Source organism: Marinomonas rhizomae, from assembly GCF_003315485.1.
Taxonomy (GTDB): domain Bacteria; phylum Pseudomonadota; class Gammaproteobacteria; order Pseudomonadales; family Marinomonadaceae; genus Marinomonas; species Marinomonas rhizomae.
This window is the reverse complement of sequence record NZ_QNSE01000004.1, coordinates 18,967-31,843: the sequence shown is the minus strand read 5'-3', so window position 1 is coordinate 31,843 and position 12,877 is coordinate 18,967. Positions and strand designations below refer to the sequence as shown.

At 43.4% G+C, this 12,877-nt stretch carries 11 protein-coding genes and 1 pseudogene; 8 read left to right on the top strand and 4 right to left on the bottom strand.

The genetic code is table 11. The features are described 5' to 3' along the window. Nucleotides 1-89: 89 nt before the first annotated feature. The 4 genes and pseudogenes from ybfE (at nt 90) to DFP80_RS05345 (ending at nt 3,394) form a co-directional block, all read left to right on the top strand. Nucleotides 90-380: a LexA regulated protein gene (gene ybfE, locus DFP80_RS05360; RefSeq protein ID WP_113915786.1), complete on the top strand. Its 291-nt coding sequence runs from the start codon at nt 90-92 to the stop codon at nt 378-380. A gap of 70 nt (nt 381-450) precedes the next feature. Continuing rightward, nucleotides 451-1,028: pseudogene (locus DFP80_RS05355) on the top strand (thymidine kinase). Between the two features lie 2 nt (nt 1,029-1,030). Further along, on the top strand, nt 1,031-1,927 hold the full coding sequence (locus DFP80_RS05350) for a recombination-associated protein RdgC (RefSeq protein WP_113915785.1): 897 nt from the start codon (nt 1,031-1,033) through the stop codon (nt 1,925-1,927). Between the two features lie 297 nt (nt 1,928-2,224). Beyond that, a complete protein-coding gene (locus DFP80_RS05345) occupies nt 2,225-3,394 on the top strand; it encodes a cation diffusion facilitator family transporter (RefSeq protein WP_113916042.1) in 1,170 nt (389 codons plus the stop codon). Between the two features lie 6 nt (nt 3,395-3,400). On the opposite strand, the gene DFP80_RS05340 is transcribed toward DFP80_RS05345, so the two are convergent. Continuing rightward, on the bottom strand, nt 3,401-4,714 hold the full coding sequence (locus DFP80_RS05340; protein ID WP_113915784.1) for a DNA recombination protein RmuC: 1,314 nt from the start codon (nt 4,712-4,714) through the stop codon (nt 3,401-3,403). Between the two features lie 86 nt (nt 4,715-4,800). Between DFP80_RS05340 and DFP80_RS05335 the strand changes: the two genes are divergently transcribed. Genes DFP80_RS05335 through DFP80_RS05325 form a run of 3 tightly spaced genes read left to right on the top strand, consistent with a single transcriptional unit; the run spans nt 4,801 to nt 8,906 of the window. Beyond that, nucleotides 4,801-5,418 carry a YigZ family protein gene (locus tag DFP80_RS05335; protein WP_113915783.1) on the top strand — a complete coding sequence of 206 codons (618 nt, stop codon included), beginning with the start codon at nt 4,801-4,803 and terminating at the stop codon, nt 5,416-5,418. A gap of 2 nt (nt 5,419-5,420) precedes the next feature. Next, nucleotides 5,421-8,249, top strand: a complete 2,829-nt coding sequence (rapA, locus tag DFP80_RS05330) for an RNA polymerase-associated protein RapA (RefSeq protein ID WP_113915782.1) — start codon at nt 5,421-5,423, stop codon at nt 8,247-8,249. 6 nt (nt 8,250-8,255) lie between these two features. Beyond that, nucleotides 8,256-8,906 (top strand): RluA family pseudouridine synthase, encoded by a 651-nt coding sequence (locus DFP80_RS05325; protein ID WP_241560197.1) that lies wholly within the window; start codon nt 8,256-8,258, stop codon nt 8,904-8,906. 464 nt (nt 8,907-9,370) lie between these two features. Here DFP80_RS05325 and DFP80_RS05315 read toward each other — a convergent pair whose 3' ends face one another. Next, entirely contained in the window at nt 9,371-10,297 is a 927-nt protein-coding gene (locus DFP80_RS05315) for a histone deacetylase family protein (RefSeq protein ID WP_113915780.1), read from the bottom strand. Nucleotides 10,298-10,371: 74 nt separating this feature from the next. After that, the gene (locus tag DFP80_RS05310; RefSeq protein WP_113915779.1) at nt 10,372-11,472 is read right to left on the bottom strand and encodes an HD domain-containing phosphohydrolase; all 1,101 of its coding nucleotides are present in this window, start codon (nt 11,470-11,472) and stop codon (nt 10,372-10,374) included. A 150-nt stretch (nt 11,473-11,622) separates the two neighbouring features. On the opposite strand from DFP80_RS05310, the gene DFP80_RS05305 reads away from it, so the two are divergent. Beyond that, nucleotides 11,623-12,081 (top strand): EVE domain-containing protein, encoded by a 459-nt coding sequence (locus tag DFP80_RS05305; protein ID WP_113915778.1) that lies wholly within the window; start codon nt 11,623-11,625, stop codon nt 12,079-12,081. A gap of 26 nt (nt 12,082-12,107) precedes the next feature. Here DFP80_RS05305 and DFP80_RS05300 read toward each other — a convergent pair whose 3' ends face one another. Continuing rightward, on the bottom strand, nt 12,108-12,836 hold the full coding sequence (locus DFP80_RS05300) for a hypothetical protein (protein ID WP_113915777.1): 729 nt from the start codon (nt 12,834-12,836) through the stop codon (nt 12,108-12,110). Nucleotides 12,837-12,877 lie beyond the last annotated feature (41 nt).

Here is a 12,877-nt window from a genome sequence, read left to right as displayed (position 1 = left end):
ATAAAGAACGAAAAATAGTATTACACTGTTTTTCGTTCTTTATTTATGCGTCATCTAAAATCCTTAACCCACTATACGAACATTACACCATGGCAAAAGCGTCATCTGACCGGAACACAATCGACCTATTTGGTAAATCCCCTGGCCGTCCTCGCACCCAACCTCTCACTCGCAAAGATCAACTCAAGATTAATAAACGAGCACAACGCGAAAAAGAAAAAGCACAGGGGCTAAAACGCTTAGAACTCATCATAGAGCAAGAAATGATCGACAAACTAGATAAACTCTGCGAGATAAATGGGTTAAAACGCGCCGAGTGGTTAACACAACAAATTAACAAAAGCTTAGCGACGCCCAAAAACACAAGATCCAAAAAATAAGGCCATTCATGATGGTGATTTGCTATACTCACCAGCCAAATGAATTAGCAAGCTACCGAACAGATTTAATATGGCCAAACTGTACTTTTACTACTCGGCAATGAACGCTGGAAAATCCACTGTTCTACTGCAGTCCGCTCATAACTACCAAGAGCGAGGTATGCGAGTTTTACTCCTTACAGCATGATAGACGACCGATTTGAAACAGGGCAAATTACCTCTAGAATTGGCATATCAGCAACAGCCAGTTTGTTTGATAATAATAATGACCTCATCACATTAATCAAAGATGATGATCAGTCAAAACCCTTAAACTGTATATTGATTGACGAAGCGCAATTTTTAACCAAAGAGCAGGTATTCGACCTTTCTGATGTTGTTGATAAGTTGCATATTCCTGTTTTGGCATTTGGTATTCGAACAGACTTCCAAGGTGAGCTATTCGAAGGCAGCAAAGCATTACTCGCTTGGTCAGATAAACTAATAGAATTAAAAACCGTGTGTTACTGTGGCAGCAAAGCGACTATGGTCATTCGACCCAATGCACAAGGAATCCCCGTAAAAGAAGGCGCTCAAGTAGAAATAGGCGGCAACGACCGTTACTTGTCCGTTTGCCGAAAACACTTTAAAGAAGCCGTGAGAGACTAATTATGTGGTTCAAAAACGCCCAGATATTCCAATTAAAAGATACCGAATCACTAGATACTAATGAGTTGATTGACAAGATTCCTGAGTTCCCGCTAAAAGAATGTGGCTCTCAGGAAGAGTTCTCTTTCGGCTGGCTTCCTTTAATTCGTAATAGTGAACAATGGAGCCTAGCCAGTGATCGCTGTTTATTGTTCCGCGCAGGCAAAGAGGAAAAAGTCTTACCATCTGCTGTTGTACGCGAAGAGCTAGAAGCCAAAGTAGCTGAAATCGAGCTTATCGAAGGTCGCAAAGTGGGTCGTAAAGAAAAGTCCGACATGAAAGACGAATTGGTTTTCACACTCCGCCCAAAAGCCTTTTCAAAGCGCACAGACATCTGGGCATACATTGATTTACAAGCTCAAATTCTAGTTCTCAACAGCACGAATGCCAGTATGACAGAGTCATTGTTTAAGCACCTGCAAACGACACTTGGCAGCTTCCCTATGACGCCATTACAAGCACAGGTTTCACCGTCTTCATTAATGACAGATTGGTTAGTAAAAAATGAAGTGCCAGCCAGCCTAGAAACAGGTGATGAATGCGAAATCCAAGATGCCTCTGAAGACAAAGCAACAATTCGCTTCAAGTCTCTAGAGCCTCTATCAGAAGACGTGACCCGCCATTTACTACAAGGCATGGCAGTGAAAAACCTTGGCCTTCGCTGGACAGACAAACTAAGCTTTGTGCTGCATGACGATCTAACATTGCGCAAAATCAAATTTGATGATGCATTAAAAGAAGCGGCTTTCAACGATTCTCAAGGTGGCGGCCTATCAGACATGGACGCAAATTTTGCACTAATGTCATTAACTATGAGAGAGTTTTTCGCCTCTTACTGCCTATGGTTTGAAATCAATTAACAGCCCATCTTTTCTTAACTCCCCAACCTTTTCCACAGATATCGTGGATAAGCTTGGGGAGAACATTGGGTAAGCTAGGTAACAAGGCACTCTTGCTACAAAGATTCAAAATGCACCAATTTGAACAGATATAATCTACCCTAATTAGCAAAGTGAAATTCAACAAAAATATCACTTAACGCCAGCATTAATTCCTAATTGAACTCAACCTATTTATAGAAACTTAAGATAAATTGAGTAAGATGAATTATGTTAAGTGGCCTTCGTATTAAAAACCATAACAGGTCAAAATACCTCATGACAAAGCAGAAGCAAGAACAAGATATAGCGATAAGAGTCACACTCGTCGGAGCCGTTTGGGACGCCCTACTAGGTTTAGCCAAAATAGTAGCCGGATATTTTTCTCAATCCCAAGCTTTGATAGCAGATGGTATTCACTCATTATCCGACTTAGTCACCGATGTCTTTGTCTATTTTGCGTCTGCTAATTCACGCCAAGGACCAGACGAAAACCACCCTTACGGCCACCTTCGTTTTGAAACCCTAACGACTGTTTTTCTTGGTATGGTTCTTATTGTTGTTGCCTTGGGCATCGGCTACAAAGCTCTCAGTGCAGAGCAATCACAAGCTCAATTAACTTGGTACGGACTTGCGGCTTTAGTGACAACCATCGTTGTCAAAGAAGCTATCTTTCATTACACCAAAAAAGCGGGCGACAAAATTGGCAGCAAAATGTTGATTGCCAATGCATGGCACAGCCGCAGCGATGCACTTTCCTCTGTTGCGGTGCTAATTGGCTTAGTTGGGGTTTACTTCGGTTATGGCTGGGCCGATATGGTGGCCTCTATTGTTGTTGCTTTGTTAATCGGCAAAATGGCTATTAGCATGGTATGGGAAAACCTAGCAGAACTGGTAGACACAGCCCCCGATCCAAAGCTCATTGCGCAAATCAAAGACACCGCCAACAGCCTAAAACACATCATGGCACCTCATGATGTTCGAGCTCGCTCTATGGCGGGAAAAATTTATCTAGATATGCACATCCATGTACCGAGCCATGCCAGCGTCAGCGAAGGCCATTACCTTGGAGATTTAGTAGCTTACACTATTAAACAAGCACACTCTCAAGTGGAAGATGTCATGGTACACGTTGATACTGACGAAACCATTCAAACTGACAGTTTTACCCACAAATCAGGAAAGCCGCCACATTTAAAACTGCCAGCACGCCATCAAATATTGGCAGATTTGGGCTTTTTACTACGCCAGCACTCAGGCTATGTGGATATACCTAACTCTCGTCTGCACTATTTAAATAACAAACTTGATTTAGAAATCATTGCCAATTCAGCCAACACTCCAGAAGGTACGGACCTAGCGCAACTAACAGCAAGAATACTGCAGGAATTACAAACAACAAGCTATATCAACAAAGCCACCGTACTTTGGGCTTTCCCTGCACAATAGAGAAAACTAATCACCAGACTTGTCAGTAAGAGTATCGTCGTTGAGATACTCCACTGGCAATGCTTTGCTTGTTTTCGCGCCCATCATTTTCAATTTCTCCGCCCTAGCAACCAAATTACCACGCCCTGCTGTTAACTTCTTCAAAGCGGCATCATGAGTACGATTCACGGCTTCTAACTTACTTCCTATGTCATCCATATCCTGAACAAAGCCCGAAAACTTATCGTACATAGCACCAGCCTGACGAGCGATCTCAATGGCATTTTGACTCTGTTTCTCGTTGCGCCAAATATTTTGAATAGTTCGTAAGGTCGCCAACAAATTTGACGGTCCGACGATAATAATATTGTGTTCAAAAGCTTCACTAAATAAACCGTTGTCGCCCTGTAATGCCAATCCAAACGCTGCCTCGATAGGAATAAACAGCAACACAAAATCCAGTGACGTGACACCAGGCAAGTCATGATAAGTCTTAGCGCTCAGCTCTTTCATATGACGTCGAACCGCATCTAAATGCTGCTTTAACGCTCTATTTCGATCTTCATCAGTTTCAGCCTCCATGTAAGCCAAATAACTGATCAACACCATTTTCGAATCAACGATAATTTGCTTACCTTCAGGAAGATGAATCACCACATCTGGCTGTAAACGTCTACCTTCTTCGGTTTGATAAGATGCTTGCGTTTCGTATTCACGACCTTTTTCCAGACCTGATCGCTCTAAAATACGCTCCAAAATCACTTCACCCCAACCACCTTGTAGCTTATTTTGACCTTTCAAGGCATGAGTCAAACTCACCGCATCGTCACTAATTTTCTGATTCAGTAGCTGAAGACCTTTGATTTCTTTCACCAAAGAAAAACGCTCACGCGCTTCTTCTTGATAACTCTTCTCTACACTTTCTTGAAACTTCTGGATTTGTGATCCAAGTGGCGTTAACAAAGAGCCTAATTGGCGCTCATTTTCTTTTGCCAATTGTTGACCTTGCTGACTCATGATTTCATGGGCCATTTGCTTGAATTCTGTTTCGTTTTGCTTTTTTTGCTCGCGATAAAAGGCTTCTTTTTCCTGCCAAACACTTTGCGCGGCAGCAAATTGTTGCTCTAAAGTCAGTGACTCTTTTTCCAAATAATGAATCTGATCTTTCGAATGCTCTAAAAGACGCAGCAATTCCTCATTTTGATGCTGCATTTTTTCTTGTGTGTGCTGCCACTGACGACGCATAGCCTGTACAATACCACCAGCAATGCCAGATAGTAGAATCGCGCCGATACAAAAGCCCGATAACACCCAAACTGATTGCGAAAGCCAATCTGTCATATAAATTTAAACTCGCTATTTAAAATGTCTGTTTTAATACGGCATTGGCGCATAAAGCCGTCGCACTAAGGTTTCAATAAGTTTACATGGATTACTACCTAAGCCCAACACACACGCAACGCTTTGATCTAGAAATAAAAAATAGTCAGTTCATTACCACTGTTTGCCGCACAAACGGCCGTGATGCAGCAAAGGCTTTTATTGAAGAAATGCGCCAGCGCTACCCTGATGCAAACCATCACTGTTGGGCATTTATCGCAGGTATGCCGAACAATGCCCATTTATGGGATCAAAGTGACGATGGCGAGCCCAAAGGAACCGCAGGAAAACCCATGTTGAATGTGTTACAACATTCAGATTTTGGTGAAACAACGGTGGTCGTGACACGCTTTTTTGGCGGTGTAAAACTTGGAGCAGGCGGCTTAGTCAGAGCCTATAGCCAAGCCGTGCAAGAAGCACTGTCGCAAACAGAATATGAAAATGTGTATCCACGCAGCCCCGTTCAGCTAAAAATCGCCTACCCTTTACTGGGAAAGGTTGAATATTGGCTAGAACAGAGCGATATAGAAATAACCAACAAAACATACAGTGACAACATAGTCATAGACCTTGCTGTTATTGAACGTACTTGGCCTGAACATAAAACCGTCTTGACGGATTTGTGCCAAGGCAGCTTAACTTTAATTAAACCGGACAACCAATAACTATGTACCAAACTGGACAAAGATGGAGTAGCCGCAACGAGCCAGATCTCGGCGTAGGCATGATAGTAGACACACAAAACAAGTCTTTTACCTTGCACTTCCCTGATGCGGAAGCGGATCGTCAATACTCAAATGACCAGACCAGTCTTGTTCGACGCACTTTAACTGTCGGCGATCAACTGCACTTCCAAGATGAAACCTTCACCGTATTAGAAGTGGAAGAAATTGATGACTTAATCGAATACCGTATCAGCGAAGATGATGATTGGTTAGAAGAATCCATCATTCAATTTCCTCGCAACGACAAAAACGAGCTAGATTCTTTATTAGCCCTGTCACCAGCTCGTCGTATGTGGTTTGACTTGCGTCGCCATACGCTTGAACACCAAGCTGCGAATGCTGCATCGACAGTACGTGGCCTAATGGGCTTAAAAGCAGAACTTCTACCACACCAAATTTATCTCGCCCATGACATTGCTAATCGCCCGAAAGCACGCGCTCTATTGTGTGACGAAGTGGGGATGGGTAAAACCCTAGAAGCAGGCCTGATCTTACATCAACGCTTATTAAACGGCCTTTGCAAACGCGTACTCATTTTAACGCCAACTAACCTACAACATCAGTGGCTGGTTGAAATGCTGCGCCGCTTCCACCAGCCATTCTCACTGATTAACGAATCTGTGTACGAAGATTTCACGGAAGGCGACGACAACCCATTCGAACAGCAACCATTCGTCATCTCGCCAATCGATTGGGCAAGCCAACACCCCAAAGCCACTCAACATATGTTGGATGCCGAATGGGATATGGTGATAGTCGACGAAGCTCATCACCTTGCTTGGCACCCTGAAACACCAAGCATAGGCTATCAAGTCGTAGCACGTTTAGCTGCGAAAACAGAATCCTTATTACTATTAAGCGCGACACCAGAACAAACTGGCGAGCGTGAGCATTTCTCCCGCTTACAGCTGTTGGATGCCGATCATTATCATGACTTCGAGCACTACCAAGTACAACAGCAAGCCTTTAAGCAAGCAGCAGAATTGGCAGAAACCTTATTACCCTTCAGCCAAGAAAACGGCTCACCAGAAGCGCTTGATTGGAATGTGGAATTTGGCGCCTATCTAACAGAAGTCAGTGCCAAAGAATGGTTCCAAGCACTCACCACAAAATCGGGAGCAGAACAAACCGAGGCGGCAAAAGAAGCCATTAGTTGGCTGATCGACCGCCACGGAACGGGGCGCGAAATGTTCCGCAATACACGCGCTGCAGTGGGCGGCTTTCCCGATCGTTACCTACATCCTTACCCATTGGATAATAATGAGTATTTCGAATCTGCGAATCGTCACGTACAACCAGAAACCGAAGTCGCCGATGGCCTATGGGAAAAAGATCCGCGTTGGGTTTGGCTAAAAGAGTTCTTAGAATGCCAAGCAGACAAGGTTCTTGTCATTTGCCATAGTGCAGACATGGCACAATGGCTAAATGATCAGCTGACTTTCGCCGGCTTCCAAAGTGCGGATTTCCATGAACAAATGCCACTGATTCACCGTGATCGTGCTGCAGCGTATTTCGCAGACGATGATGGCGCACAAATTTTGGTGTGTTCAGAAATCGGCAGTGAAGGACGTAATTTCCAATTCAGCCATCACATTGTCATGTACGATCTACCTGAACACCCAGACTTACTTGAACAGCGTATTGGTCGCCTTGATCGCCTAGGGCAACTAGACGACGTGCAAATACATGTACCTTACATCAAAGAAAGTGTACAAGAACGTTTATTCCACTGGTATCACCACGCTCTGAATGCATTCTGCCGCACCACAGGGTCTGGTGATAAAGTTGAAGAAGCCTTTGGTGACAGCCTGCATGCCTATTTGCACGGACAAGACGACGACACAGATCTGCTTAAAGAAGCCAACATTTACCATGAAGCCCTATTAAAGCAAATGGAAGAAGGCCGAAATCGCTTGCTAGAAATGAGTTCATGCCGCCCAGAGCAAGCCCATGCGTTAATCGATCAGATTAACAACCAAGCGACAAAAGGTCTGCACCATTATATTGAGCAAGTTACTCACGCGTTCAATATCTACGCAGATTGTATCAATGATGACCCAGATAGAGCCGCTTGGTTCTTGCGTCCTTCTACCGACATGATGCTCGAAGCACTGCCAGGCATAGAAGAAGAAGGTAAAATGCTCATGCTTGATCGCCGTCAAGCTAGCCAGCGTGAAGACGTGGCGTTCGCAACCTGGGAGCACCCGCTAATAACCATGCTAATGGACGAAGTTCAAGGTTTTGACTCTGGCAAGCTAACCTCAGCTATTTTGCCAATCGCTGCGCTGCCCGAAGGCACAGTATTGGTAGAAAGTATGTTCGTCATTGAAGCAACAGCTCACCCACGCTTGAAATTGGCACAATCTCTACCAATGACACCAATGTGGCAATTGTCTGACTCCAACAGTAAATTCTTACATCAGCAATTTACAGCGGACAAGTGGGCAGAAAAACTTAAAGGCGTACCAAACCGAGTCGCAGAACAATGGGTTGCCGCCTTGCGCAAAAACCTTATTGAAGTACTGCAAGCGCACCAGTTGAATGCTCAAGACCAAGCCCGTCCGATTGTTCACGCTGCAAAAACGTCTTACCAACATCGTTGCCAAAATGAAATCGAACGTTTAGTGGAACTGAAAGCCTTCAACGACACCATTCGTGATGAAGACATAGAACGTCTTGAAACCAACATGCAAGAAGGTTTGACCCGTATCGACGAGCACCAAATCCGCTTGGATGCAATTCGTATCATCTTAACAACTAAGCCGGAATAACATCCTATGCAGGATGCTATGCCGAGTTTTGAACTATCTCGCTTAGAGATATTGTACGAAGACGACTGGTTTGCCGTCATAAACAAACCTGCTAACAGCTTATCTGTGCCCGGTCGCGGCCCAGATAAGCTCGATTCTATTTTGTATCGAGCAGAATGTTTATTTGGTGAAGCCTTTGCTATACATCGTTTGGACGAAGCCACCTCAGGTCTAATCCTTGTGGCGAAAACCCACGAATGCCAAAAACGAATGTACGCGCATTTTCGTGAAAGAGAAGTCAAAAAAGAATACCGCGCCTTGCTGCGCGGTCATCTTTTGGGTGACAAAGGCGAAGTGCGAAAGCCATTGCGCTGCGACTGGCCCAATCGGCCAAGACAAATCATCTGCACCGACGAATGGAGTAAAGACTCCATCACCTACTGGGAAAAAATGGCTTACGAAGACAACACTACCCGTGTTCGACTCGTGCCTTTTACTGGTCGCTCTCATCAACTTCGTGTCCACATGCAAAGCCTCGGACACTCGATTATTGGCGATGAATTCTACGACCCAGCGTTTCAGAACGACCCTAGGTTATTGTTGCACGCCTATCGGCTAGAGTTTAGACACCCGTTCACAAACGCTTGGGTCGCGTTTGTCGCGGCCTGTCCTTTTTAACTGCAAAACCTTCTTTATTCCCTCCCCTTATGTCTTCCAAGGGAAGGGTTATTTCTTTGGTTTTTTAAAGTATATTTGCTTCCTCTCAATGACTCTTAGCGGCAGCTTTTTTCCGCTCTGCTGAGCAGGTAACTTTTTGCTAGCGCCCAAAAACTTCAGTTTAAAGGAAAGCAAAAATTCGCTTCATCGGGCTTTCACCCAAACGTCTCATTCATTTTGTTTTATTTTCACAATCCAGAATTAACATGGAAATCTTTTGATACTGCATTTCGAACACTAAATATATATGTTCCCGAGAATCTTAAAGGGTCATCATTGAGTATTAACATTAGAATGGTGGCGAAAATCCTATCATGGAAACTGAAAGTCCTAAATCAGCCCTCTGAATTTTTCAATCACAATGGAGAGCCAACCTGCAAACCTCATGTGCTTGACAAAAAAAGCTAAGAACTCCTAAAAAATACCTACAAAACATATTTCTTCCAAACCAAATTCGCAGCTTGATGCAGCAAGCTATGTCGCCACGCGACTTTTTCCTCTTGTCTATCGTAACCTCCACCAATGACGCAGGCGGTAGGAAGGTTGAACGCTACGCAAGTTTCGATGACGTATTTATCTCTTTCCAATATGCCTTGGTCAGTTAGGTTAACGTAGCCAAGTCGGTCATCTTGATGAACGTCGACGCCCGCGTCGTAGAAAATAAAGTCTGGCTGATGCTCAGTAAGTATCGCTGGCAAGGTGCTCTGTAGAATAGATAAGTATTCTTGGTCATTCGCGCCTTTGGGAATGGCGATGTTGATGCCTGCAGTTTGCTTGTTTTGCGGATAATTTTCTTCGCAATGCCACGAGACAGGAATAATATCAGCTCTGTCTTTAAAAAAGGCGACAGTGCCATCACCTTGGTGTACATCGCAATCCAATATAAGTACTTTCTTTGCCTTACTCGACTCGATCATAGCGGATGCTGCGACTGCTAGATCGTTAAAGATACAGAACCCAGCGCCATTGGAAGGGTGTGCATGATGCGTACCACCAGCAAGATGACACGCCAAGCCATGTTGAAGCGCAAGCTCGCTGGTAAGTATGGTACCAGATACGGCACGAAGGGTTCGCTCGACTAACCATTCAGACCAAGGCAAACCGATTTCTTTTTCTTCTTGTTTACTCAACTCGCCACGAATGAAACGTTGTACATATTCTTTATCATGGGCCGACATTAGTAAGGTAAGTGACAATGGTTCAGGGGTATATTCATTCTCCGCCGTTAAAATTCCTTGCTCTCTTAAAGATTCAGCCAGTAAGCCAAACTTACGCATAGGAAAACGATGCCCTGCTGGAAACGGGATACTGTAATGAGGGTGAAAAACGAGCGGTAACAAATTGTCATTCATAAAACAGAGGGCTTATCTTTTTAAAAAGAGCGTCATGCTACCAAGGGTCGCTTGGGTGGCGCTAGCTTCTTTTACTATTTGCTTTTAGCAACAAGCACTTTTCGAATGGCGGCGTTAAAGGATTCAATAAGGTGTGGCGGGAAACCTTTACCGCTTTCAAAATTCACCATTTGCACTGCGCGCATAGCGCTTTTGTTATAATCGCTACCAGATTTGCCCCAAACACAGTCGATAAACATAACAGCCATGGATAGGATAAAGGCACCTTGTGGTATCAAGGAGCCGACCAAACCTTCTGGAAAGCCAGTACCATCAAAACGTTCCTTGTGCGCTTTGACCATGTCGACAGCCTCCTCCCAACCTTCATGCTTAGAAAGCAATTTAGCGCCAACTAACGGATGGTTAAGCTCTGCTTGACGCCTTGCATCTTCATCTTCCTTACAATTCAGAATAAGCGCCATGCCCATGTTATGCATGTAAGCTGCGGCACTCAGTTGAGCTGGATCGACTGACATTTTGCATTCAACATTAATTAATTGACACAGTTTGAGAATTCGCTCGCCACGCTCTGATGAATAACCCAACAAGCGGTTAAGCTTTTGACTAAATCCTACAAACAAATCAATATCATTTTTTTGCACTTCACTGTAGTCAACTTTAACAATTACCGAAGTGGCTGCTGGCTCTTCTTTTACCTCTTCCACAACACGGCTACATTGTATAAGCAAGGCGGCCGCCATTTCTGGTCGCTTGCTATCCTCTTCTTCAGCATAAATAGAATCCAGACCTTGTTGCAACTGATCACGAACTGCAACTTCGGCAACATGAGACTGATAAATTTGCTGAAGCAAGTCATAGACTTTTTCAATAACAACAATAATCAACTCACCTAAATTAGGGTGATATTGAATGTACCCACCACGCATACCATCAACGATCTCTTCTAGTTTATGCAAAACACCAACCAGTGGATCAAGAAAGCAAACGGAGCAGTTGCCTTTCATGCTATGTAATGAGCGAAAAAGTTTGTCTAATTTATCAAATGAAAAGCCGTCATCTTCAATACTATTTACGGCTTCTTCAATTTCTTGTTGTGCTTCCACATAGCACTCGAGCAAGTCATCCTTGAGTTCTTTTTCCAACGCTGAAAACGCTTTACACGCAAAGTGGCTCATTTTTTTCTTCCATTACAAGGCCTTAACGACTTTGAAATACATTTAGACCTATTCAAAAAAACGTCAAATTATAGCATCACCTTCTTATTGTAGTTAGAATAACTGTAAGCGTGAACATATAGTATGTTTCATTGTGCAAACGAGGTATCCATGCAAAATTACTGGTTAATGAAATCAGAACCAGATGCGTTTTCAATCAATGATTTAAAAAGATTAAAGCGTTCACCTTGGGATGGCGTAAGGAATTACCAAGCTCGAAATTTCATGAAAGAAATGAACGAAGGTGATTTGATATTTTTTTATCACTCTAGCTGTAACCCTGCTGGCATTGTTGGAACAGCCAAAGTCTGTAAAAACGCTTACCCAGACCATACCAGCTGGGACAAAAATAGCGCCTATTACGATGTTAAATCAACGCCAGAAAAACCACGTTGGTTCATGGTGGATGTAGAGTTTGTTGAACACTGGTCATCCATAGTGACACTAGCAGAATTAAAACAACACCCTGAGCTGGCTGATATGCGACTAACCCAAAAGGGCAGCCGTCTTTCTGTCATGCCCATAACTAAAAGTGAATGGGAGTACATTGTTACCCTATTAAAGAAATAATAGATCGAGAAAAGTCGTAACTAGAATTAATGGAACTCTCGCTCGCGCTGCTTTAAAGAAACGGCATAATCAAAATAATACAGAGCCACCATCCCCAAATAATCATAGTCTTCGCTCGTTCTAGCAATTATCCCTAGGCTGCCCATTCGACGGTATTTTTGGGGTTGAAAATACGTTTCAAGCCGCCAGCCAATTTCATCTACATTATATTTTTCTCGATATAAAGAAGCGCGTAGATCGTCATTGAAATAATAACTAATGCCAATACGAGAACTCGTCACATTACTTAACGTTGTATCAGATGATATGTAGTTAGCCGTTAATGACACTGGACCGATAAATGTTTCGCCTAAGAATTGCCCAATAACATCGCGTTCCGTCTTTAGGGTTTCATCCATAGGCTCCAACTCGGTCACACCGAGACCTAAACCCAATCGCCCATATTCATTGCGTAAAAACCAATTAGAAGAAAATTCAGATTGCGCGAAACTAGTCTTTGACGAGCCTGTAATAAGATAGTTACTGTTTAACAGTAATTGTGTAGATAAATAGTCGTTAATCGGAATATTCACTTTAAAGTCTATATTCATCAGCGACTTTTCATCCAGCAAGCCATAACCAAGCCCAAAAGCAAAATTTGGCATGTCGCTTGTTGCCAAGCTGACCTCTGAACCCTCTTCTAACAAGTCACTTTCAGCATAAAGATCACTACTTACCGCTAACGACAATAAAAGAATACGAAAAAATACGCTCAAAACACATCCACACTAACATTTGAATTATGCCGCTATTGTGA